The sequence below is a fragment of the Cellulophaga sp. 20_2_10 genome (genome assembly GCF_023476645.1).
Lineage (GTDB): Bacteria > Bacteroidota > Bacteroidia > Flavobacteriales > Flavobacteriaceae > Cellulophaga.
The window spans coordinates 808751-831602 of the sequence record NZ_JAMCOJ010000001.1; the positions used below are offsets into that span (position 1 = coordinate 808751).

Below are 22852 nucleotides of genomic sequence, written 5' to 3' on the forward strand. Positions count from 1 at the left end.
TATTCATCAATCTATAAAAATGGAAAATCAAAAACAGAACAGTAGCAGAAGGTCTTTTATTAAAAATGCCTCTTTATTAACCATGGGTACAAGTAGTTTACTAGCATTTCCTTTAGGAAAACCATCAACAATTGTTACACAAGAAACTGATATTAATATTATTGGCCCAAAAGAAGGCTATAGTCCGCAAATAGGAACTTTAGTTTCTATGATGACTTGGATGCGCATGGTAATATTAGCTCCTGTACATAATATGAGTGCTACAGATTTAGATTATTTGGTAGACGATAATGCTAACTCTATTGGTGCAATGCTTATGCATTTAGCTGCAACAGAACGCTTTTACCAAATACATACATTTAACGATAAAGCTTGGGGAGATTGGCCCAAAGAAGATACAAAAAGATGGAGTATTGCTTCTGGTTTAGGCGATAAAGCACGAAAAAAAATTAAAGGAAACGAGCTAAGTTATTATTTAGATGCCTTAGATGAAGTACGACAAAATACTTTAAAAGAGTTTGCTAACCGGGATGATAAATGGCTTTTAAAAGTAGATGAAGCATTTCCTTGGGGACCAACAAACAATTATTGTAAATGGTTTCACGTTTGCGAACACGAGTCTAACCACAATGGACAGTTTAAGTTTATAAAAAGTAGAATACCATCTTAATAAAAGACAAAAAAGCAGGATTATAAAAATCCTGCTCTTTTTTTAAAAATGGTTGTGTTTGTGCAATGGTTATGTTTGGTAATGGTTAGTGTTTACGTAATGGTTGTGTTTATTTTTTTATCATTTTACCACTCCAAATAGCATTATTAGAGCTAATTAATTTGTATAAATAAATTCCTGTTGCTAAGCTAGATACATTAACATCTATACTATTTTGTCCTTGTTTTGCACTACCAACTATGGTGTACGCAGGCATTAATGTTCCTGATACAGTATAAAACTCTAATGTATAGGTGCTTGGCAGCTCTTCAAAAAAGTACAATGTTGTATTTTCTTCTACAGGATTAGGTAGTAAAAAAGATTTAGTTCTGTTTTTTTCTAAATATGCATTACGCTTTTCAGTGTTATTAAAATCAATATCCGACAATTGCAATTCCTTATTTTGCAAACTACCATCACTCGACTTTAAATTAAACAACAATACTTTTAATGAATTAAAATCTGTAATGCCACCAAATTGATTTCTAAAATCGCTATCTTCTATCACAAAACGTTTTGCTTCTCTTGTTAATTCTACTGTAGCAATATATGGTTCTCCAGAGCCTTTAAGCAATTTAACTTCTAAGGCTCCTGTGCCAGATGCAGTAAAAGATAATTTTTTATATTCTGATAAGTCTACTGCCAAGAATCTAGGGTTAAAAGCTCTATATGCTCCTAAATACTCTTGTGTTGTACCTTTTAAATGCAGATTACGCTCTACTCGGTAACCATCTCCAAAATACGAAGTACTGTTTTGTTCTATCTCATAAGTATCAATAGACGTAGAAGCAGAAGAATTATCTAACCCCCAAGGAGCATCTGCAACAAATAAATCGTCCGGAGTATCTCCTTTTTCATTTTTAAGTCTAAACCCTAAATCGAATAAAGCACCTGTTTCTATAGTAATTACATCTATATATTTATCTAAAGAAGATTCTAAAGTTACTTTATCTGTTTCACTAGTTTCAGTACGTTTTAATCCGCCTTCTAAAGTTATTTTTTTAGAAACGTTTGTATTTACAACCTTCATTTCTACAGTGCCATTTACATATTTTGCAGATCTAACAAATACTGGTGGTGGCGCAGAACCTTTGTACGCTGTTATTTTATTATTAGACTCTAACAGGGACAATATTTCTTCAGCAAGTAGTACTAAATCATCAACAGAATTAGACCATATCTGAAAATTATAAAACATATTATTGTTCTCGTATGCATCTATATTCCAATGAGATTCTACTGTAAAAGTCTTATCAGTATTAAGTCTTGCAGAAAAAGACAGTGCAAATTCCTTATTGCCATCTGCTTGTTTAATTATAGATTTTATAAAATTATTATCTTTTACTTTTAAACTTGATACTGATAGTAACTCTGCTCCTAAAAAACGATCACAAATAAACTTACTGTGCTCATACACTTTATCTTCAGTTTTAATAACCATTAAAGCTCCAATAGTTTCATTTTCGTATAAATAATCTACAGAGAAAATATCACTAGCATTGGTAAGAGCAAGTAAATCTGCCGGAGAAGATTCTATGGTACTAGTCTCACCAATAACACCTAAAGGCACAAGCTTATTTAGAGGTATGTTAGCACTATCGTATTTTCCACTAAGCTTATACTCTTTACTTTTTGTTACCTGTGCTGCGGTTAATTTGTCAAAAATGTAATTATTTTTTGCTCTATTATAATTTCTATTGGTAATTAAGTTTGCAAGCCTATCGTTACTTTCTAATCCGCCATCGTTACCACCAGAAGTTGTTGTAATTACGGGACAAGCACTAACTCCAGAACAAGAAGGATCATCACAATCTACTAGTCCGTCACCATCATCATCTATTCCATTTGCACAATTCTCTTGTGGCACTGGAGCTGTTGGGCAACGCGCACCATCGTTAGAAGAACTAGAAGGGCCAAAAGCAAATATATTAGATGTTATATTGTTTGGCGTAATATCTTGTACATTATTAATTTTATAGACAGAACCTGTCTGGTTTGCAGAAACATAAAGGTTACCATCTACATCAAAATAAACAGCACCATATGTATAACTAAGTCCTGCTAAAATAGGAACTTCACCTAAATCTTCTACCGTACCTGTTTCTGCTGTAATTCTGTACAAACGGTTTGTACTTTTACTAACGCTATATATTTTACCATCTACAGCATTAAAAGCCCAATCATGAATACTAATACTTGTGTCTAAAGTATAAGAACCTATATATTCTAGATAGTTATTAGATTCGGGATTTAAGTCTATTGCATAATATGTAGTGCCACCAGCTCTTAAATAATAAATGCCGTCCAAATTAATATCTCCAACATACTTATTACCATTAGTAGGCAATTCTGGAATAGTGTGTATCGTTGGCTTAAAATCTTTTCCTATTTGTACTATTGACATCTGTGGAGAGGATAAGTAACCCCAAATATAACCATCAGCAGAATTATAAGCAGCTGCATTAATATTACCTGGCACTATGTCTTCTGCAACTATGTAGGAGCTTCCCGAGGCTAAGTCTAATGCGTAAATATCGTTTGTCTGAAATAAATACGCATTAAAATCGCACTCAAAAGGATCTGACTGAGCCGATACTTTTATACTTATAAATGTGGTAGCTAAAAACAAAAAAAGTGTAATCCTTTTTTTTATGTAACTTAAGTTGCGTAGATATTTATTCATAATTAATAATTTGGGCGTTAATTAATTACGGCAAATATCCTAAACACTTAGTGATATTTTTATTGCTTAAAGATGGCCTGTTTTATTTGTGCTATAAAATGCGATTTACTGTAGACAAATGGTAAAAAAATACAAATCGCCCTAAAAAAGAGATACTTAAGAATAAAATTATAACATATAATTATATATTTCTGGTTTATAATTGTTGTATTTTAGATATGTCTTTGGCAATAAAAGTGTACTTAATTAAGTTAAAAAGAATAAAAACAAATCAATTGTTAATCTAAAAATTATTTTAACAAAATGTTAACTTGTTAAATTATAGCATTTTACTAAACTAGACTAAGAAAATAATAGAATTTACAGTGTTTTTTTACGAATCTAATTTTAAAATAAGCATTCCTTTTCTTAATTTGCAACTCTGATACAATCAATTCTTATGCAAGAAGTTACTAGACTATTTGATTTCCCTTACTATCAATTAAAAGAATACAACCTACAACAATCATTAGCTACAAAGTACGATGGCAAGTGGGTATATATGTCTACGCAAGAGTACATAGACAAAGCAAATACAATGAGTAGGGCCTTGTTAAGGCTAGGTGTTTCTAAGGATGACAAAATTGCCGTAATATCTTCTGCCAATAGAATGGAATGGAATATTATGGATATTGGTATTCTGCAGTTGGGCGCACAAAATGTTCCTGTATATCCGACTATTTCTGAAGAAGATTATGCTTATGTTTTAAATCATTCTGGAGCTAAATACTGTTTTATTTCTTGTCGTGATGTTTATGAAAAAGTAAAATTAATCAAGGACCAAGTACCCTCTTTATTAGACGTATATTCTTTTGATGATTTAGACGATTGTAAAAATTGGTCAGAAATGTTAGAACTTGGCAAAGATCAATCTAACCAAGTAGAAGTAGAAAAATTAAAAAACAGCGTTAAGCCAACAGACTTAGCTACTCTAATATATACTTCTGGCACAACCGGAAGACCTAAAGGTGTTATGTTATCTCACGAAAATCTTGTGAGCAATGCTTTGGGAAGTTTTAAAAGAATACCAATAGCATTAGGTACTTCTAAGGCGCTTAGTTTTTTACCACTATGTCATGTATACGAGCGTATGTTAATATACTTGTACCAATATTGTGGTGCAACTATACATTATGCGCCAATAGACCAAATTAGTGAGTATGCACAAGAAATACACCCGCATGTAATGACGGCTGTACCGAGACTACTAGAAAAAGTTTACGATAAAATTATAGCTAAAGGAGCGGCATTAACCGGCATAAAAAAGAAATTATTTTTCTGGTCTGTAGATGTTGGCTTACAATACGAGCCTTACGGAGCAAACGGATGGTGGTACGAACAAAAATTAGCAATAGCTCGTAAGCTAATCTTTAGCAAATGGAAAGCTGCTTTAGGTGGCGAAGTTGGTGTTATGGCCTCTGGTAGTGCGGCATTACAACCACGCTTAGCACGTGTATTTAACGCTGCAGGTTTTGGTGTTATGGAAGGTTATGGGCTTACGGAAACTTCTCCAGTTGTATCGGTAAACGATATGCGTAATCGTGGTTTTAAAATTGGCACCGTCGGTAAACCTATTCAAAACACAGAAGTTAAAATTGCATCAGACGGAGAAATTTGTATTAAAGGTCCACAAGTAATGATGGGCTACTATAAAGATGAGGTTAAAACAGCAGAAGTAATTATAGATGGTTATTTTCATACAGGAGATATAGGCGAAATAGATGCTGAAGGCTTCTTAAAAATAACAGATCGTAAAAAAGAAATGTTTAAAACATCTGGTGGTAAATATGTTGCGCCACAGTTATTAGAAAACAGATGTAAACAATCTAGATTTATAGACCAAGTAATGGTTATTGGTGAGGGCGAAAAAATGCCAGCTGCTTTTATACAACCAGATTTTGAATTTATAAGAAACTGGGGAAAAATACATAATCTTGAATTGGGTAGCAATGAAGAAATTGTTGCTAATAAAGAAGTAATTGCACGTTTCCAAGAAGAAGTAGATGCTGCCAATGAAAACTTTGCTAAATGGGAAAAAATTAAACAATTTAGATTAACTGCAGATACATGGAGTGTAGAGGGCGGACACTTAACCCCTACTCTAAAACTTAAAAGAAAAATTATAAAAGAGAAGTATAAAGCTCTTTATAACGATATTTACGGATATTAAATTGTATTTAGCTGCTAATGCCCTAAATCATTAGCAGCTAAACTACTACACTACTTCACACACCACGTATACTTCATGTTAAGTATACATTAAGTCCTCATTTTTTCTTAAATTTATTATGCATGCATAATAAATTTTACTATATTTGGTAACCTATTCAAACAACAAATGAAGGAGATTACCATAGATTATGCTTTACGAGAAACTTGGCTAGCTGTAGCCAAAATGTATAACGAAGAAGCTAAGAACCATAATAACACAATGGCTATGGCTTTTACCTTATTAAGTATAGACCCGAAAACAGGTACTGCATCTACTGCATTAGGCCCAAAAATGGGAATGGAAGCCACTAGTCTATCTAGAATATTAAAGAGTTTAGAAGCAAAAAAATTTATAGTTCGTAAACCCAACCCAAATGATGGTAGAGGCGTAATAATACACCTAACAGATATAGGTTTAGAAAAAAGAACCCTATCCAAGGATACTGTATTTCAATTTAATAGCGTTATAAAGGCAAGTATTCCAGAAGAAAAGCTAAATAACTTTTTTGAGGTTACAGAAACAATCAACGCACTTATTGCTAAAAAAGAAATTTTTAAATAAAATTATAACTAATAAATAGGTCTAAATAAAAATGAACAAACACATAAAAAAAATAGCTGTAATTGGCTCTGGTATTATGGGTAGTGGCATTGCTTGTCACTTTGCCAATATTGGTGTAGAAGTGCTATTGTTAGACATTGTTCCAAGAGAACTAAACGACAAAGAAAAAGCTAAAGGCTTAACACTAGAAGACAAAGTAGTTAGAAATAGATTGGTAAACGATGCTTTAACTGCATCTTTAAAATCTAAACCTTCTCCTATTTACAATCAAAAATTTGCTAATCGTATTACTACGGGTAACCTAGAGGATGATATTGCTAAAGTTGCCCATGTAGATTGGATAATGGAAGTTGTTGTTGAAAGGCTAGATATAAAGCAACAAGTTTTTGAAAAGCTTGAAAAGTACCGTACACCAGGAACGTTAATTACATCAAATACCTCTGGTATTCCTATTCATTTTATGAGTGAAGGTCGTTCTGAAGATTTTCAGAAACATTTCTGTGGAACGCACTTTTTTAATCCTGCACGTTACTTAAACCTATTCGAAATTATTCCTGGACCAAAAACTGATGCGTCTGTATTAGAGTTTTTAAGCGGTTACGGAGAAAAATTTTTAGGTAAAACATCTGTAGTTGCAAAAGATACGCCGGCCTTTATTGGTAACCGTGTTGGTATTTTTAGCATTCAGAGTTTGTTTCATGCTGTAAAAGATTTAGACTTAACTATAGAAGAAGTAGATAAATTGTCTGGTCCAGTAATTGGTCGTCCAAAATCTGCAACTTTTAGAACTGTAGATGTTGTTGGTTTAGATACTTTAGTACACGTAGCAAACGGTATTAGAGAAAACTGTCCAAAAGACGAACGCTTAGAGCTTTTTAAATTGCCAGATTTCATCAACACAATGATGGAGAATAAATGGTTAGGAAGCAAAACGGGACAAGGCTTTTATAAATTAGAAAGACACGCAGATGGTTCTAAAGACATTTTATCTTTAGACTTAAACACTTTAGAATACAGACCTAACAAACGTGCAAAATTTGCAACTTTAGAATTAACTAAAACTGTTGATAAGGTTGTAGATAGATTCAAAATTTTAGTAAAAGGTAAAGATAAAGCAGGTGAGTTCTATAGAAAAAGCTTCACTGCATTATTTGCTTACGTATCTAACCGTATTCCTGAAATTACAGATGAATTGTACAAGATTGATGATGCAATGAAAGCTGGTTTTGGTTGGGAACACGGTCCTTTTCAAATTTGGGATGCTATTGGAGTAGAAAAAGGAATTGAATTAATGAAAGCTGAAGGCTTAGAGCCTGCTGCTTGGGTTAATGAAATGATTGCTTCTGGCAGTACGTCATTTTATACCGTTAAAGATGGTGCTTCATTCTTTTACGATATTCCTACTAAAAAACAAACAAAAATTCCAGGTCAAGATTCTTTTATCATTCTAGATAACATCAGAAAAACAACAGAAGTATTTAAAAACTCTGGCGTTGTTGTTGAAGATTTAGGTGACGGTATCCTTAATGTAGAATTCCAGTCTAAAATGAACACTATTGGTGGCGATGTTTTAGCAGGATTAAACAAGGCTATTGACCTTGCTGAAAAAGACTTTGCTGGTTTAGTTGTAGGTAACCAAGCTGCAAACTTCTCTGTTGGTGCTAACATAGGTATGATATTTATGATGGCTGCAGAGCAAGAGTATGATGAGCTAAATATGGCTATTAAATACTTCCAAGATACAATGATGCGCATGCGTTATTCATCTATACCAACTATTTCTGCTCCTCACGGAATGGCTTTAGGTGGTGGTTGTGAATTATCATTACACGCAGATAAAGTAGTTGCTGCAGCAGAAACTTATATGGGACTTGTAGAGTTTGGTGTAGGTGTTATCCCTGGTGGTGGTGGTTCTAAAGAAATGGCTTTAAGAGCTTCTGACCTTTTTAGCAAAGGAGATGTACAATTAAATGTATTACAAGAGCATTTCTTAACTATTGGTATGGCAAAAGTATCTACTTCTGCTTACGAGGCTTTTGACTCTAACCTTTTGCAAAAAGGAAAAGATATAGTTGTAGTTAACAAAGCACGCCAAATAGCAGTTGCAAAACAACACGCTAAATTAATGGCAGATATGGGGTATACACAACCTGTACGCAGAACAGATGTAAAAGTACTTGGTAAACAAGCTTTAGGTATGTTCCTTGTTGGTACGGATTCTATGGAAGATAGTAACTATATTAGTGAGCACGACCATAAAATTGCCAACAAATTAGCTTATGTAATGGCTGGTGGAGATTTATCTGAGCCAACACTTGTTAGCGAACAATATTTATTGGATTTAGAACGCGAAGCTTTCTTAAGTTTATGTACAGAACGTAAAACGCTAGAAAGAATTCAGCATATGTTAACTAAAGGGAAACCACTTAGAAATTAGAAACAAGACCTGGGGACTAAAGAAAATTTGTCTTGACTCTTGATTCTATTAATCTTAAAGAAAAAAAATGAAAACAGCATATATAGTAAAAGCATACAGAACCGCAGTTGGTAAAGCTCCAAAAGGCGTGTTCCGTTTTAAAAGAACAGATGAATTAGCTGCAGAGACCATTAAACATATGATGAGTGAGCTGCCTGGTTTAGACCCAAAGCGTATTGATGATGTTATCGTTGGTAACGCAATGCCAGAAGGTGCTCAAGGATTAAATATGGCACGTTTAATCTCTTTAATGGGATTAGATATTGTTGATGTTCCTGGAGTTACCGTAAATCGTTTTTGTTCTTCTGGAATAGAAACTATTGGTATGGCTACTGCAAAAATACAAGCCGGTATGGCAGATTGTATTATTGCTGGTGGAGCAGAGAGTATGAGTAGTGTTCCTATGACTGGTTTTAAACCAGAATTAAACTATGATATAGTTAAGGCAGGACACGAAGATTACTATTGGGGAATGGGTAACACCGCCGAAGCTGTTGCAAAGCAATTTAAAGTATCTCGTGAAGATCAAGATGAGTTTGCTTTTAACTCGCATATGAAAGCTTTAAAAGCCCAAGCAGAAGATCGTTTCCAAGACCAAATAGTTCCTATAGAAGTAGAACAAACTTATGTTGACGCTAACGGAAAAAAAGCAACAAAAACGTATACTGTTACTAAAGATGAAGGTCCACGTAAAGGAACTAGTAAAGAGGCTTTAGCTAAATTACGTGCAGTATTTGCTGCAGGTGGTAGCGTTACAGCTGGGAACTCGTCACAAATGAGTGATGGTGCTGCTTTTGTAATGATAATGAGCGAGGATATGGTTAAGGAATTAAATCTAGAACCTATTGCTCGTTTAGTTAACTATGCAGCTGCTGGTGTAGAACCTCGTATTATGGGTATTGGTCCAGTTAAGGCTATTCCAAAAGCATTAAAACAAGCAGGTTTAAAGCAAGAAGATTTAGGTTTAATTGAATTAAACGAAGCTTTTGCTTCTCAATCTCTAGCCGTAATTAGAGAATTAGGTCTTAACCCTGATATTATTAACGTAAACGGTGGTGCAATAGCACTGGGTCATCCACTTGGTTGTACAGGAGCAAAACTATCTGTACAGTTATTTGACGAAATGCGTAAACGTGATATGAAAGGTAAATACGGAGCTGTTACAATGTGCGTAGGTACAGGACAAGGAGCTTGCGGAATATTTGAGTTTTTAAACTAAAAAGAGAAAAGAGAACAGAGAACAGAATATAGAGTTAAGACAAATGTGTGCCAAACAAAGACATAATTATAGAAATTTAAAAATTTGGAAGCTTGGTTTAGAGATTACAAATGATATTTCTGATATATTATTAAACTTTCCAAAGCACGAGAGATTTGATTTAAGTTCACAATTAAGTAGATGCTCAGTGTCAATGCCAAGTAACATTGCTGAGGGTTCTTCTAGAACAGATAAATCTTTTAGTCATTTTCTAGATATTGCTTTAGGTTCTTCTTTTGAATTAGGAACTCAGTTATTAGTAGCAAAACATAGACAATATATAAACAACGAAATATTAAAAACAATTGAAGATAAAATAGAAGAATTCCAAAGAATGACGATGGGATTCCAAAACGGGCTAAACTGAGTCTATATTCTATTTTCTTTCTTCTATAATCTAATATAAAAAAACAAATGGCAGATACAGAAAAAGATATCCTACGTGGAGGTCAATTCTTAGTAAAAGAAACAAATTGCGAAGACGTTTTTACTCCTGAAGATTTTTCAGAAGAACAAACAATGATGAAAGAAGCGGTAGCTGAATTCAACGAACGTGAAATTATAGCACACAAAGCAAGGTTCGAGGCTAAAGATTATGCATTAACAGAAGAAGTTATGCGTAAGGCTGGTGAATTAGGATTTTTAGGTGTTTCTGTACCAGAAGCATATGACGGTTTAGGTATGGGCTTTGTGTCTACGGTATTAACTTGTGATTACATCTCTAGTGGTACCGGTTCTTTTAGTACTGCTTTTGGTGCACATACGGGTATTGGTACAATGCCAATTACATTATATGGTACCGAAGAACAAAAACAAAAATACGTTCCTAAATTGGCTACTGGTGAGTGGTTTGGTGCGTATTGCTTAACAGAACCAGGTGCAGGATCTGATGCAAATTCAGGTAAAACAACTGCGACTCTTTCTGATGATGGTAAGACATACAAAATAAACGGACAAAAAATGTGGATCTCAAATGCAGGTTTCTGTAGTTTGATGATTGTTTTTGCTCGTATTGAAGATGATAAAAACATTACTGGTTTTATTGTTGAGTACGATCCAAAAAATGCCAATGGTATTACATTAGGTGAAGAAGAGCACAAATTAGGTATTAGAGCATCTTCTACGAGACAAGTTTTCTTTAGCGATACAGTTGTATCTGCCGATAATATGCTTGCTGGTCGTGGAGAAGGATTTAAAATTGCAATGAACGCATTAAACGTTGGTCGTATTAAATTAGCTGCTGCTTGTTTAGATTCTCAACGTAGAATTGTAACAACTGGCGTACAATATGCTAACGAGCGTAAGCAATTTAAAACTCGAATATCAGATTTTGGAGCTATTAAAATAAAATTAGCTGAAATGACAACTAACGCTTATGTTGGTGAGTCTGCAACATACAGAGCTTCTAAAAACATAGAAGATCGTATTGCAATGCGTGAGGCTGCGGGTAATACACACCAAGAAGCGGAACTTAAAGGTGTAGAAGAGTACGCTATTGAATGTTCTATACTAAAAGTTGCAGTATCAGAAGATGTACAGAGTTGTGCAGATGAAGGTATCCAGATTTTTGGCGGAATGGGCTTCTCTGAAGAAACACCTATGGAAGCTGCTTGGAGAGATGCTCGTATTGCTCGTATTTACGAAGGTACAAACGAAATTAACCGTATGCTTTCTGTAGGTATGTTGGTTAAAAAGGCAATGAAAGGTCACGTAGATTTATTAGGCCCTGCAAGTGAAGTACAAAAAGAATTAATGGGAATACCATCTTTTGAAACTCCAGATTTCTCTGAGTTATTTTCAGAAGAAAAAGTAATGATTAAGAAATTAAAGAAAACATTCTTAATGGTTGCTGGTGGTGCTGTTCAAAAATACGGTCCACAATTAGAAGATCACCAACAGTTATTAATTGCTGCTGCAGATATTTTAATTGAGATTTACATGGCAGAATCTGCAATTCTTAGAACTGAGAAAAACGCAAAACGTTTTGGTGAAGATTCTCAGAAAACGCAAATAGCAATGTCTAAATTGTACTTATACAATGCTGTAGATATTATAGAGAAAAAAGGTAAAGAAAGTATTATTTCTTTTGCTGAAGGCGATGAGCAACGTATGATGTTAATGGGACTTAAACGTTTTACGAAGTACCAAAACTACCCAGACATCGTAGATTTACGTAACGAAATTGCAGAAAAAGTAAAGGCAGAAAACAAATATTGTTTCTAATATAAAAGAAACTATACGTACTGCCGTTCTTACTCATTTTAGCAGGTAAGAATGAAGATTGACTAATTCGAATTGAAGCTTACAAAGCAGAGATTTAACAAACCATCAGTTTTTGCTGATGGTTTTTTTTGTTTAAAAGGCTTAATTTTACAACAACTGTTTAATTCTTATAGATTGAAAAAATTAACCGAAGCTTATAGTCCAGAAAATTTCAGAAAAAGAGGTCACGATTTAATAGACCAATTAGCCGATCATTTTGAAAATACAATTCAAGAAAAAAACACCAAGGTTATACATTGGAGTCAGCCTAACGACGAACATATTTTTTGGAAAGACTATTTAAAAAACGGAGATGAAGAAAATTTATTTAGTACTATTATTGGTCACTCAATACACGTACACAATCCTAAATATATTGGACATCAAGTAACACCAACTTTGCCTATAACAGCTCTTACTGCAATGCTAAGTGCATCTTTAAATAATGGAATGGCTGTTTATGAAATGGGTGTAGCAGCATCTGCCATAGAACGCATTGTTACAGATTACATTTGTAAAAAATTAGGCTATACAACAGCTTCTAACGGCATATTAACCTCTGGCGGCACATTAGCCAACTTAACAGCGTTACTTGCAGCACGTAAAGCAAAAGCAGCTACAAACGTATGGAGACAAGGAAGTTCTAACGCATTAGGAATTATGGTTAGTGAAGAAGCACATTACTGTGTAGATAGAGCTGCTAGAATTATGGGATTAGGCGATGCTGGGATTATAAAAATACCATCTACTTCTAATTTTAATATGGATATTAACTTGCTAGATAAAGAATACGAGAAAGCAAAAAGTAATGGAATAGAAATATTTGCCATTATAGGCAGTGCTCCATCTACCTCTACCGGTATTTATGACGATTTAGAAGCCCTTGCAGATTTTAGTACTCAAAAAGATATATGGTTTCACGTAGATGGTGCTCACGGCGGTGCCGCTATCTTTTCTAAAACCTATAAGCATACGGTAAAAGGAATTGAGAAAGCAGATTCTATTGTAATAGATGGTCATAAAATGATGATGATGCCAGCGTTAACCACTGCTCTACTTTTTAAAGATGGCAGCACGTCTCACGCAACATTTAGTCAGAAAGCAGATTATTTACTAGAAGAATCTATAGAAGAAGATTGGTATAATATTGCCAAACGCACCTTTGAGTGCACAAAAACAATGGCGTGTATACATTGGTACACTATTTTAAAAACGTATGGCGAAGAAATTTTTGATGAATATGTTACTACGCTTTACGACTTAGGGCATCAATTTGCAGAAATGGTTACTGCTAATCCTAATTTTGAAATTGCGGTACAACCGGCTTCAAATATAGTTTGCTTTAGATACGTTGACGCGCATTTGTCAGAAAAAGAAACGAACTCTTTAAATGAAAAAATTCGTCAATCTATATTAGAAAAAGGCGAATTTTACATTGTACAAACAAAACTAAGAGGTATGCATTATTTACGAGTAACAATAATGAATCCGTTTACAACTAAAGCACATTTACAACAATTGCTAGATCGTGTATTAGAAGAAGTAAACTAAAATATGCAGACAAAAAAGATCCCTTACAATGATGTAAGGGATCTTTTTTATAATACAATAATGAAAAAACCACTACCCTACTCTCTCATAGATTCAAGTATTTTTTCTTCATTTTTTTTTGCAGAAAAATTAAGAGCACATTCTATTAAAGCTAAATGAGAATACGCTTGAGGGAAATTACCCAAAAGTCTTTTTGTTTTAAAATCGACATCTTCACTAAACAGACCTAAGTGGTTGCTATACCCTAGTAACTTATCAAAATACATACGTGCTTTTTCTTCTTCACCTATTTTAAACAAACTGTTTATAAACCAGAATGTACAAATAGTAAAAGATGAAGATGGGAGTCCAAAATCGTCTTCATTCTTATATCTATATAACAAACCGTCATTACATAGGTTTTCTTCTACAGCTTTAACTGTTGCAACAAACTTTGGATGCTTAGCGTGTATAAATCCGTAAGATTCCATTAACAAAACAGAAGCATCTAAATCTGTAGACCCGTAGGACTGTGTAAATGCATTTACGTCGTCATTCCAAGCATTATCGTGAATATCCCGTTTAATTTCTTGTTCTAACTTGGTCCACTTTTCAATTTTGTGGCTTTTATCAAAGATTCTAGCAACTTTAATAGCTCTATCTATTGCGACCCAGCATAGCACTTTTGAAAATGTAAAGTGACGATCTTCTGCCCTAAATTCCCAAATACCTTTATCTGCTTCTTTCCAGTGCTTTTCTACAATCCAAACAATACCTTTTGTTATACCCCACAAATCTTCTCCATTTTCTAAATCGGTAGAAAACTTAACAAGCTGTTCGTAAATAACATCCATAAGAATGCCATAAATATCGTTCTGCTTTTGCTTGTAGGCTGCGTTACCAACACGTACAGGTTTAGACCCTTTGTAACCCTCTAGATGTTCTAAGGTTTCTTCCGTTAGTTGTTTTTCACCATTAATACCATACATTATTTGCAACTTCTCATCCTTATCTGGTATAAGGTTTATAATAAATTGCAAGTATCTTTTGGCTACATTTTTATGTCCTAGTTCGGACATAACTTTTATAACCATTGATGCATCTCTAATCCAACAAAAACGGTAATCCCAGTTTCTTACTTCACCTATTGTCTCTGGCAAAGAGGTTGTTGCTGCTGCTAAAACGGCTCCAGTTTTATCGTAAGTTAATAGCTTTAAAGTTATAGAACTTCTATTTATTTCGTCATTATATAATTCGTAATTCGGTATTTTTCCACTCCAGTTTAACCAATAAACCTTAGTACGCTGCTGCTCTAAATAAACATTTTTTACTGTTGGTAAAAAAATCTTCTCGTTGTAACCAAACAAAAAATAACCATCTTCAGTTAGTTCTATTTCATTACCACCTACTACATGTTCTTTATTAAATGAAGTATATAAAAAAACGGTATCAAATTTTTCTCCGTGAGTTAAACTCGTAATAAAGTCCTTTTTAATATATGTTTTTGTTTCACCAGCCGCATATTCTAACTTAGGGTTATACAACACTTTAAAAGTTGGTTTACCAGAAACATACCGTAAATAACGTGCAATTTCTGGAGGCGAGTAATAAGAACCATCCTCGGTCTTATAACGAGGCATAAAATCACGTACTTCAAAAATATGCTCACCATTACTATATGTGGTAACTAATATTGCCGTCTGTTTTATATAATTCTGTGTAATTTTATAATCACTACTTGTTAGGATTTCAAAACTACCTCCTTTATTCTCGTCTAAAATTTTAGCAAAAACCGAAGAAGAATCAAATGCAGGTAAACAACTCCATTCTATTGCACCATTCTTAGAGATAAGGGCTGCGCTTCTACAATTTCCTATAATTCCATAGTCTAAATTATCCATATAATAAATTAGGGTTAAACATTTCTAATTAGTAGGTTTTATTACCAATTTTATCGAAATTTATACAAAAATCAATTAAATACTACCAAAAAATACCGATTTATGAGTAAAACTATCATTATCTCAAATAGACTACCAGTACAATTGGAAATTCATAATAATGAAATAAAAACAACACCCAGCGTTGGCGGATTGGCAACAGGGATGAAATCTGTACACTCTGGAAGTAACGATTTATGGATAGGATGGAGCGGTTTAACGGATGAAAATATACCCGAAAATTTAGAAAGTAAGATAGATGCTACTTTAAAAGATCACGGTTGCGCAAAAGTTAAATTAAATGCAGAAGAGGTAGATGGTTTTTATTTTGGTTTTAGTAACAGAACAATTTGGCCATTATTTCATTATTTTTTAGAATATTCAGAGTTTGAACTTGATAATTGGGAAATATACAAAGCGGTAAATCAAAAATTTGCAGATGAAATTATAGCCAAAGCAGATGATGATGATATTATTTGGGTCCACGATTACCAACTAATGTTAGTCCCTCAGATGGTTAAAGAAAAGAAACCAGACATTTCTATTGGTTTCTTTTTACATATTCCTTTTCCTTCTTATGAAATATTTAGAACACTACCATGGCGTGAAGAAATCTTAAGAGGTCTGCTAGGGTCAGATTTAATTGGTTTTCATACGTACGATTATGAAAGACATTTTTTAAGCTCGGTTAGACGTTTACTAGGTTTAGATGTTAGTTTTAATGAAGTACATATAGAAAATAGAATTGTAAAAGTAGATTCTTTTCCTATGGGAATAGATTACAAAAAATTTAGTGAAGCGGGCAAAGCAAATTCACTAAACGTTAGAGAAAAGCAATCAGACTTTCAACAACGATTAAATTCACACAAAGAATCTACAAAAGATGCCAAACTAATTTTATCTATAGATAGATTAGATTATACAAAAGGAATTGCAAAAAGATTAAACGCTTTTGAATACTTTTTAAATAAGCACCCTGAATACAAAGAAAAAGTTAGGCTAATCATTTTAGCTGTACCATCTAGATCTAACGTACCACAATACCAATTATTAAAAAAAGAAGTTGATGAATTAGTAGGTAGAATTAACGGAGAATTCTCTACTGTAAACTGGACACCAATCTGGTATTTCTACAGATCTATGCCGTTTGAAAACTTAATAGATTTATATACCTCTTGTGATATTGCTTGGCTTACTCCTATTCGTGATGGTATGAATCTTGTAGCCAAAGAATACATTGCGACAAGAACAGATAAAACCGGCGTTTTAATTTTAAGTGAAATGGCTGGCTCTGCTAATGAGATGAATGAGTCACTACTAATTAACCCAAATAATTTTGAACAGACTGTAGACGCCTTGCAACAAGCAATTAATATGCCTATTGAAGAACAACAAGAACGCAATGATATTCTACAAAAGAGATTAGAACGTTACAATGTTGAAAAATGGGCTAACGATTTTGTTAATTCCTTAAAAGAACAAAAAGAAAACAGCATTTCTTACGTATCTAAAAAACTAGGAAAAGAACTTTTAAATACTGTAGAAAAAAATTATAAATCTGCTAAAAAGAGACTGCTATTTATAGATTACGACGGTACTTTAGCTGCTTTTAAGAATGATCCACAAAAGGCTAGTCCAGATGAAGAGTTATACGATTTACTAGATAATATAGCTGCACAACCAAATACAGATATGTATTTAATTAGCGGTAGAGATAAAGAAACTTTTACCAAGTGGTTTTTGCATAAAAAGTATAATATGATTGTAGAACACGGTGTTTGGATTTCTCAAAACGGAGAAGAGTTTAGAATGCTAGAGAATGTAAAAAAGGAATGGATGCAAAAAATTCATCCTGTTTTAGAATCTTTTGTAGACCGTACGCCTGGTAGTTTTATTGAAGTGAAAAATTACTCCTTAGCTTGGCACTACAGAAAAACCGATCCAGATTTTGGAAACAAAAGAGCTACAGAATTAAATACTGTACTAACTAGTTTAATTGCTAATGACGATTTAAGCGTGTTAAACGGTAATAAAGTAATGGAAATAAAAAGTAGCAACGTAAACAAAGGACGTGCTGCCATGCGTGTTTATAATGATGATGCCTATGATTTTGTTTTTGCTATAGGTGATGATTGGACAGATGAGTTTATGTTTCAAGAACTACCAGAAAGTGCTATTACGGTAAAAGTAGGGCACCAAAAAACACAAGCAAAATATTTTGTAGATGGCACTGCAGATGTACGTAAATTACTGAAACGCTTTTTAGAATAATTTTAGGCTTTAGGTTTAGTACTTTTGTACGACCAACCAAAAACCTAAAATTAGTAACTTGACAAGGAAAGTTTATATTTTACCATTATTAATAGTCTCGCAATTTGCGTGTACATCTTTATGGTTTGCTGGCAATGCCATTGTAGACGATTTAGCCTTAAAAACAGGCTTAGGAGATAGTATTATTGGCTATGTTCTATCTTCTGTACAATTGGGTTTTATTTTAGGTACTTTGGTCTTTGCTTTATTAATGATTGCAGACCGGTTTTCTCCTTCTAAAGTTTTTGCTATTTGCGCTTTATGTGCTGCGCTTTGTAATTTTAGTTTGCTGGCAGATACTATTACAAAATGGCATATTTTAGGAGCACGTTTTGGCACTGGTTTTTTCTTAGCAGGAATTTACCCTGTAGGTATGAAAATAGCCTCTGATTATTATAAAGACGGACTTGGGAAAGCATTAGGCTATTTGGTTGGTGCACTTGTTTTAGGCACAGCTTTTCCTTTTTTAATAAGTGGCTTAGGCTGGGGTAGCAATTATCAAACTATAGTACAAGCAACTTCTATACTCGCTATTTTAGGAGGCTTACTTGTTCTACTACTTGTTCCTAATGGTCCGTTTAGAAAACAAAGCTCTAAATTAGAACTAAAAGCAGGAATACAACTATTTAAGAATCCCATATTCTCTAAAGCTGCACTAGGCTATTTTGGGCATATGTGGGAACTGTACGCTTTTTGGGCCTTCACACCATTAGCCATAAAAACAATAAACAGCATACAAAACATAAACTATTCTGTACCATTACTAACTTTTATAGTTATTGCACTAGGGGCATTTTCTTGTGCTCTTGGAGGTTACTTTTCTAAAAAATATGGCAGTTACAAAGTTGCCGTTATTTCTTTATTTATCTCTGGGGTATTTTGTTTTATATCTCCCTTATTATTTCAGCTACCTGCAGTATTCTTTTTCATTGGTTGGTGTGTTTGGGGAATGGCAGTAACCGCAGATTCGCCCCAATTTTCTAGTCTTGTTGCGCAAGCAGCACCAGCAGAGTTAAAAGGTACCGCTTTAACTATTGTAAATTCTATAGGGTTTGCTATTAGTATTATTAGTATTCAACTTTTAGCTGCTTTAACTACTAAAATAAATACTCCTTTAATTTTCTTATTTTTAGGAGTTGGACCATTAATTGGCTTATTCGCATTGCTAAAAAAGAAATACAACTAACTCACATAAAAACTAAAAAAATGACTCTTAAAAAATTATTCTCGCTCTTATTTCTGTTTGGAACAATAGTACTTAGCGCCCAAACAAGCTCTAAAATTTATGATATCATTAATTCCGTATCGGAAGAGCGTATAAAAAGTGATGTAACTACTCTTGCTAATTTTGGAACTAGAAATACGTTTAGTGACACTGTTTCTAACACCAGAGGAATTGGTGCAGCTAGAAGATGGATAAAATCTAAATTTGATAACATGTCTTCCCAATGTAGTAATTGTTTAAATGTATTTTATCAGAAAGATTTTGTTACAAAAAAAGGAAACAATAGAGTACCACACGACGCCTGGGTTGTTAATGTTGTTGCGATACAAAAAGGCACAAAATACCCTAACAGATATATAATAATGAGTGGCGATATAGACTCGCGCGCTAGTGACACTATGGATTTTACTACAGATGCTCCTGGAGCAAATGACAATGCTAGCGGTATGGCTGGTACTATGGAGGCTGCCCGTGTTTTATCAAAATACAAATTTGAAAATAGCATTATATACGTTGGGTTATCTGGTGAAGAACAGGGTTTATTTGGCGGCGCCGGTTTAGCTGCATATGCACAAGAAAAAGAATGGGAAATTATTGGCATTCTTAACAATGACATGATTGGGAATATTAAAGGGGTAGACGGCGTTATTAGCAATAGAGATTTTAGAATTTTTTCTGAACCTGTACCTGCTAACGAAACAGAAAGACAACGTAAAGCAAGACGTTTTTATGGAGGTGAAGTAGATGGTATTTCTCGTCAATTAGCTCGCTACATTCACAAAAATGTAAAAACATATATGCCAGAAATGAATCCTATGATGATTTACAGACTAGATAGGTTTGGTAGAGGTGGTCATCACAGACCTTTTAACGACCTTGGCTTTCCAGGAATACGTATTATGGAAGCGCATGAAAATTACACACAACAACACCAAGATATTAGAACCGAGAATGGTATTGCTTATGGGGATGTTGTAGAACACGTTAATTTTGGATATGCTAAAAAACTAACTGCTGTAAATGCACTAACAATGGCAAATTTAGCTTGGGCGCCACCTGCCCCTAAAACCGTGAAAATTGGTGGTATTGTAGAAGCTTCTGCAAAATTTGAGTGGTCTGCTGTAGAGGGTGCGGTAGGTTATAAAATATACTGGAGAGACACCACCTCACCTACTTGGGACCATAGTAAATATGTTGGCAATGTAACAGAACAAATATTAAAAGGTATTGTTATAGATAATTCATTTTTTGGCGTTGCTGCTGTTGGCAAAGATGGTTTTGAGAGTGTTGTTGTTTTTCCAAACCAGATTATGAGATAACATTAACTTAATTTTAAAATTAAATTCTAAGCTAAAGAGCTATATTTGCTCAGCTAAAAAAACACCACAAATGAAATACGGAATACTAATACTAGTTTTTACATTATTTATTTCTTGTAAAAACGATGACAATGTAGATTACACAGAAAAAAACGAAAAAGAAATTAAAGCTTACATAGAGGACAATAGCTTAACGGCTTTAAAAAGTCCAACAGGTTTATATTATGTAATTAATGACGAAGGAACAGGCTTAAGACCTACTACAACATCTGATGTTACTGTAGCTTACAAAGGATATTTTACAGATGGTAATACTTTTGATGAAAGTGATGCTAACGGTATTTCTTTTAACTTACAACAAGTAATTGCTGGTTGGACGGAAGGTATTACTTATTTTAAAGAAGGTGGTAACGGTATTTTACTTGTACCATCTAGATTAGGATACGGAGATAGCGGTCGTGGTTCTATACCAGGAGGGGCTGTTTTAGTTTTTGATATAAACTTACTTAGCGTTAACCAGAACTAAGCACACTTTACAATATTATAAAGCCATTAAAGAGGAAACTTTTTAATGGCTTTTTCCTTTTATAAGAACTTTAGATAAGTATATATTTGTAAGACTAACAACTACTACTCTTATGAAAAAAACTTTTTTACTAAGCGCTGCCATTCTTTTTAGCTTTGGTGTTATAGCTCAAAAAACATTTACAAAAACCGACACGCTACGTGGCACTATTACACCAGAACGTATTTGGTGGGATCTAAATTATTACGATTTAGATGTAACTGTAGATCCTGCTAAGAAATATATTTCTGGTAAAAATACTATTAGATATACTGTTTTAGAAAATAACCAAGTGCTTCAGGTAGATTTGCAACCGCCCTTAAAGATTACAAAAGTGATGCAAAAAGGTAAAAAACTAAAATTTACCTCAGCTATAAATGCTCATTTTATCAAACTAAAACAAAAGCAACAAGTTGGTGCTGTGAACGAAATTGTTGTGTATTATGAAGGCAGTCCAAAAGAAGCTGTAAACGCTCCCTGGGATGGTGGTTTTTCTTGGTCTAAAGATGAAAATGGAAAGCCATTTGTTGCTACATCTTGTCAAGGTTTAGGCGCTAGTGTTTGGTGGCCAAACAAAGACCATATGTACGACGAGGTAGATAGTATGCGCATTAGCGTTACAAACCCTAAAGATTTATCTAATATCTCTAACGGAAGGCTAGAAAAAATTGAAGAACATGCAAACACAGTAACATCTCATTGGGTCGTTAAAAACCCAATTAATAATTATGGTGTTAATGTTAATATTGGTGATTATGTACATTTTTCTGAAGTGTATCAAGGTGAAAAAGGTCCTTTAGACATGAATTATTATGTGCTACGTGATAATTTAGAAAAGGCGAAAGTACATTTTAAAGATGCTCCTAAAATGATGAAAGCTTTTGAGCATTGGTTTGGGCCTTATCCTTTTTATGAAGACGGCTACAAACTAGTTGAAGCACCATATTTAGGAATGGAACACCAAAGCTCTGTTACGTATGGCAATAAATATATGCAAGGGTATATGGGTAACGATTTTTCTGGTTCTGGCTGGGGGCTAAAGTTCGATTATCTAATTATTCATGAATCTGGTCACGAATGGTTTGCAAACAATATTACCAATAAAGATATTGCAGATATGTGGATTCACGAGAGCTTTACAACGTACTCTGAAAGTTTATTTTTAGACTATTACTACGGCACACAAGCTGCTAATGAATATATTATTGGCTTACGAAGAAATATTGCTAATGACATACCTATTATTGGTCATTACAATGTAAACGACGAGGGCTCTGGTGATATGTACTTTAAAGGTGCTAATATGATACATACTATTAGACAATTGGTAGATAATGATGAAAAATGGAGACGTATTCTAAGAGGTCTAAATAAAGAATTTTACCATTCTGTTGTAACTACAGAACAAATTGAAGACTACTTAAGTCATCAATCTGGAATAGACTTAACTACCGTTTTTAATCAGTATTTAAGAGACACACGCATTCCTAACTTAGAATATAAATTAGAAAACAACAACCTAAAGTATAGGTATACCAATACTGTAGCTGATTTTGAGATGCCTTTAAAAGTAGTAATTAACCAAAAAGAACAATGGATATTCCCTTCTGTTGATTGGAAAACAACTAAAGTTTCTTCTGCAAACGCTACTGTTGTTTTTAATCCTAATTTTTACATCAATCTAAAAAAGATTTAAATAAATAATATGTTACTTTTCAGAATAAAAAAAATCCGCTTTACAAGGTGTAAAGCGGATTTTTTTA

The 22852-nt window shown here is 33.7% G+C and carries 15 protein-coding genes; 13 read left to right on the forward strand and 2 right to left on the reverse strand.

Features of this window, described 5'->3' with window-relative positions:
* Nucleotides 1–19: 19 nt before the first annotated feature.
* Entirely contained in the window at nt 20–670 is a 651-nt protein-coding gene (locus M4I21_RS03570; protein ID WP_249557655.1) for a DinB family protein, read from the forward strand.
* Nucleotides 671–779: 109 nt separating this feature from the next.
* Here M4I21_RS03570 and M4I21_RS03575 read toward each other — a convergent pair whose 3' ends face one another.
* The gene (locus M4I21_RS03575) at nt 780–3392 is read right to left on the reverse strand and encodes a T9SS type A sorting domain-containing protein (RefSeq protein ID WP_249557656.1); all 2613 of its coding nucleotides are present in this window, start codon (nt 3390–3392) and stop codon (nt 780–782) included.
* Between the two features lie 439 nt (nt 3393–3831).
* On the opposite strand from M4I21_RS03575, the gene M4I21_RS03580 reads away from it, so the two are divergent.
* From M4I21_RS03580 to M4I21_RS03610, 7 genes are all read left to right on the forward strand, one after another.
* Nucleotides 3832–5601, forward strand: a complete 1770-nt coding sequence (locus M4I21_RS03580) for an AMP-dependent synthetase/ligase (protein ID WP_249557659.1) — start codon at nt 3832–3834, stop codon at nt 5599–5601.
* Nucleotides 5602–5769: 168 nt separating this feature from the next.
* Nucleotides 5770–6204 (forward strand): MarR family winged helix-turn-helix transcriptional regulator, encoded by a 435-nt coding sequence (locus tag M4I21_RS03585; RefSeq protein ID WP_072301848.1) that lies wholly within the window; start codon nt 5770–5772, stop codon nt 6202–6204.
* Nucleotides 6205–6235: 31 nt separating this feature from the next.
* Nucleotides 6236–8641, forward strand: coding sequence for a 3-hydroxyacyl-CoA dehydrogenase/enoyl-CoA hydratase family protein (locus tag M4I21_RS03590; RefSeq protein WP_249557661.1), 2406 nt, complete (start codon nt 6236–6238; stop codon nt 8639–8641).
* Nucleotides 8642–8708: 67 nt separating this feature from the next.
* On the forward strand, nt 8709–9899 hold the full coding sequence (locus M4I21_RS03595) for an acetyl-CoA C-acyltransferase (protein ID WP_249557663.1): 1191 nt from the start codon (nt 8709–8711) through the stop codon (nt 9897–9899).
* Between the two features lie 43 nt (nt 9900–9942).
* A complete protein-coding gene (locus M4I21_RS03600) occupies nt 9943–10305 on the forward strand; it encodes a four helix bundle protein (RefSeq protein WP_249557668.1) in 363 nt (120 codons plus the stop codon).
* 47 nt (nt 10306–10352) lie between these two features.
* Complete coding sequence (locus M4I21_RS03605; protein ID WP_249557670.1) at nt 10353–12161, forward strand: acyl-CoA dehydrogenase FadE; 1809 nt, start codon at nt 10353–10355, stop codon at nt 12159–12161.
* Nucleotides 12162–12335: 174 nt separating this feature from the next.
* Nucleotides 12336–13751, forward strand: coding sequence for a pyridoxal phosphate-dependent decarboxylase family protein (locus M4I21_RS03610; RefSeq protein WP_249557671.1), 1416 nt, complete (start codon nt 12336–12338; stop codon nt 13749–13751).
* Between the two features lie 77 nt (nt 13752–13828).
* Here the strand turns inward: M4I21_RS03610 and M4I21_RS03615 are convergent, their stop codons facing one another.
* A complete protein-coding gene (locus tag M4I21_RS03615; RefSeq protein WP_249557673.1) occupies nt 13829–15631 on the reverse strand; it encodes a glycoside hydrolase family 15 protein in 1803 nt (600 codons plus the stop codon).
* 102 nt (nt 15632–15733) lie between these two features.
* Between M4I21_RS03615 and M4I21_RS03620 the strand changes: the two genes are divergently transcribed.
* The 5 genes from M4I21_RS03620 to M4I21_RS03640 all read left to right on the forward strand — a co-directional run bounded on the left by M4I21_RS03620 (nt 15734) and on the right by M4I21_RS03640 (nt 22785).
* Entirely contained in the window at nt 15734–17941 is a 2208-nt protein-coding gene (locus M4I21_RS03620) for a bifunctional alpha,alpha-trehalose-phosphate synthase (UDP-forming)/trehalose-phosphatase (RefSeq protein ID WP_249557674.1), read from the forward strand.
* A 58-nt stretch (nt 17942–17999) separates the two neighbouring features.
* Nucleotides 18000–19166, forward strand: coding sequence for an MFS transporter (locus M4I21_RS03625; RefSeq protein WP_249557676.1), 1167 nt, complete (start codon nt 18000–18002; stop codon nt 19164–19166).
* Between the two features lie 20 nt (nt 19167–19186).
* Nucleotides 19187–20524: a M28 family peptidase gene (locus tag M4I21_RS03630; protein WP_249557677.1), complete on the forward strand. Its 1338-nt coding sequence runs from the start codon at nt 19187–19189 to the stop codon at nt 20522–20524.
* A gap of 70 nt (nt 20525–20594) precedes the next feature.
* Complete coding sequence (locus tag M4I21_RS03635; protein WP_249557679.1) at nt 20595–21050, forward strand: FKBP-type peptidyl-prolyl cis-trans isomerase; 456 nt, start codon at nt 20595–20597, stop codon at nt 21048–21050.
* A 112-nt stretch (nt 21051–21162) separates the two neighbouring features.
* Nucleotides 21163–22785, forward strand: a complete 1623-nt coding sequence (locus M4I21_RS03640) for a M1 family metallopeptidase (RefSeq protein WP_249557680.1) — start codon at nt 21163–21165, stop codon at nt 22783–22785.
* Nucleotides 22786–22852: the final 67 nt, after the last annotated feature.

Coding starts and splice junctions, on each gene's coding strand:
- M4I21_RS03570 (WP_249557655.1), top strand. CDS start 20: ATGGAAAATCAAAAACAGAACAGTAGCAGAAGGTCTTTTATTAAAAAT.
- M4I21_RS03635 (WP_249557679.1), top strand. CDS start 20,595: ATGAAATACGGAATACTAATACTAGTTTTTACATTATTTATTTCTTGT.
- M4I21_RS03585 (WP_072301848.1), top strand. CDS start 5,770: ATGAAGGAGATTACCATAGATTATGCTTTACGAGAAACTTGGCTAGCT.
- M4I21_RS03605 (WP_249557670.1), top strand. CDS start 10,353: ATGGCAGATACAGAAAAAGATATCCTACGTGGAGGTCAATTCTTAGTA.
- M4I21_RS03590 (WP_249557661.1), top strand. CDS start 6,236: ATGAACAAACACATAAAAAAAATAGCTGTAATTGGCTCTGGTATTATG.
- M4I21_RS03640 (WP_249557680.1), top strand. CDS start 21,163: ATGAAAAAAACTTTTTTACTAAGCGCTGCCATTCTTTTTAGCTTTGGT.
- M4I21_RS03580 (WP_249557659.1), top strand. CDS start 3,832: ATGCAAGAAGTTACTAGACTATTTGATTTCCCTTACTATCAATTAAAA.
- M4I21_RS03575 (WP_249557656.1), bottom strand. CDS start 3,392: ATGAATAAATATCTACGCAACTTAAGTTACATAAAAAAAAGGATTACA.
- M4I21_RS03620 (WP_249557674.1), top strand. CDS start 15,734: ATGAGTAAAACTATCATTATCTCAAATAGACTACCAGTACAATTGGAA.
- M4I21_RS03630 (WP_249557677.1), top strand. CDS start 19,187: ATGACTCTTAAAAAATTATTCTCGCTCTTATTTCTGTTTGGAACAATA.
- M4I21_RS03600 (WP_249557668.1), top strand. CDS start 9,943: ATGTGTGCCAAACAAAGACATAATTATAGAAATTTAAAAATTTGGAAG.
- M4I21_RS03615 (WP_249557673.1), bottom strand. CDS start 15,631: ATGGATAATTTAGACTATGGAATTATAGGAAATTGTAGAAGCGCAGCC.
- M4I21_RS03595 (WP_249557663.1), top strand. CDS start 8,709: ATGAAAACAGCATATATAGTAAAAGCATACAGAACCGCAGTTGGTAAA.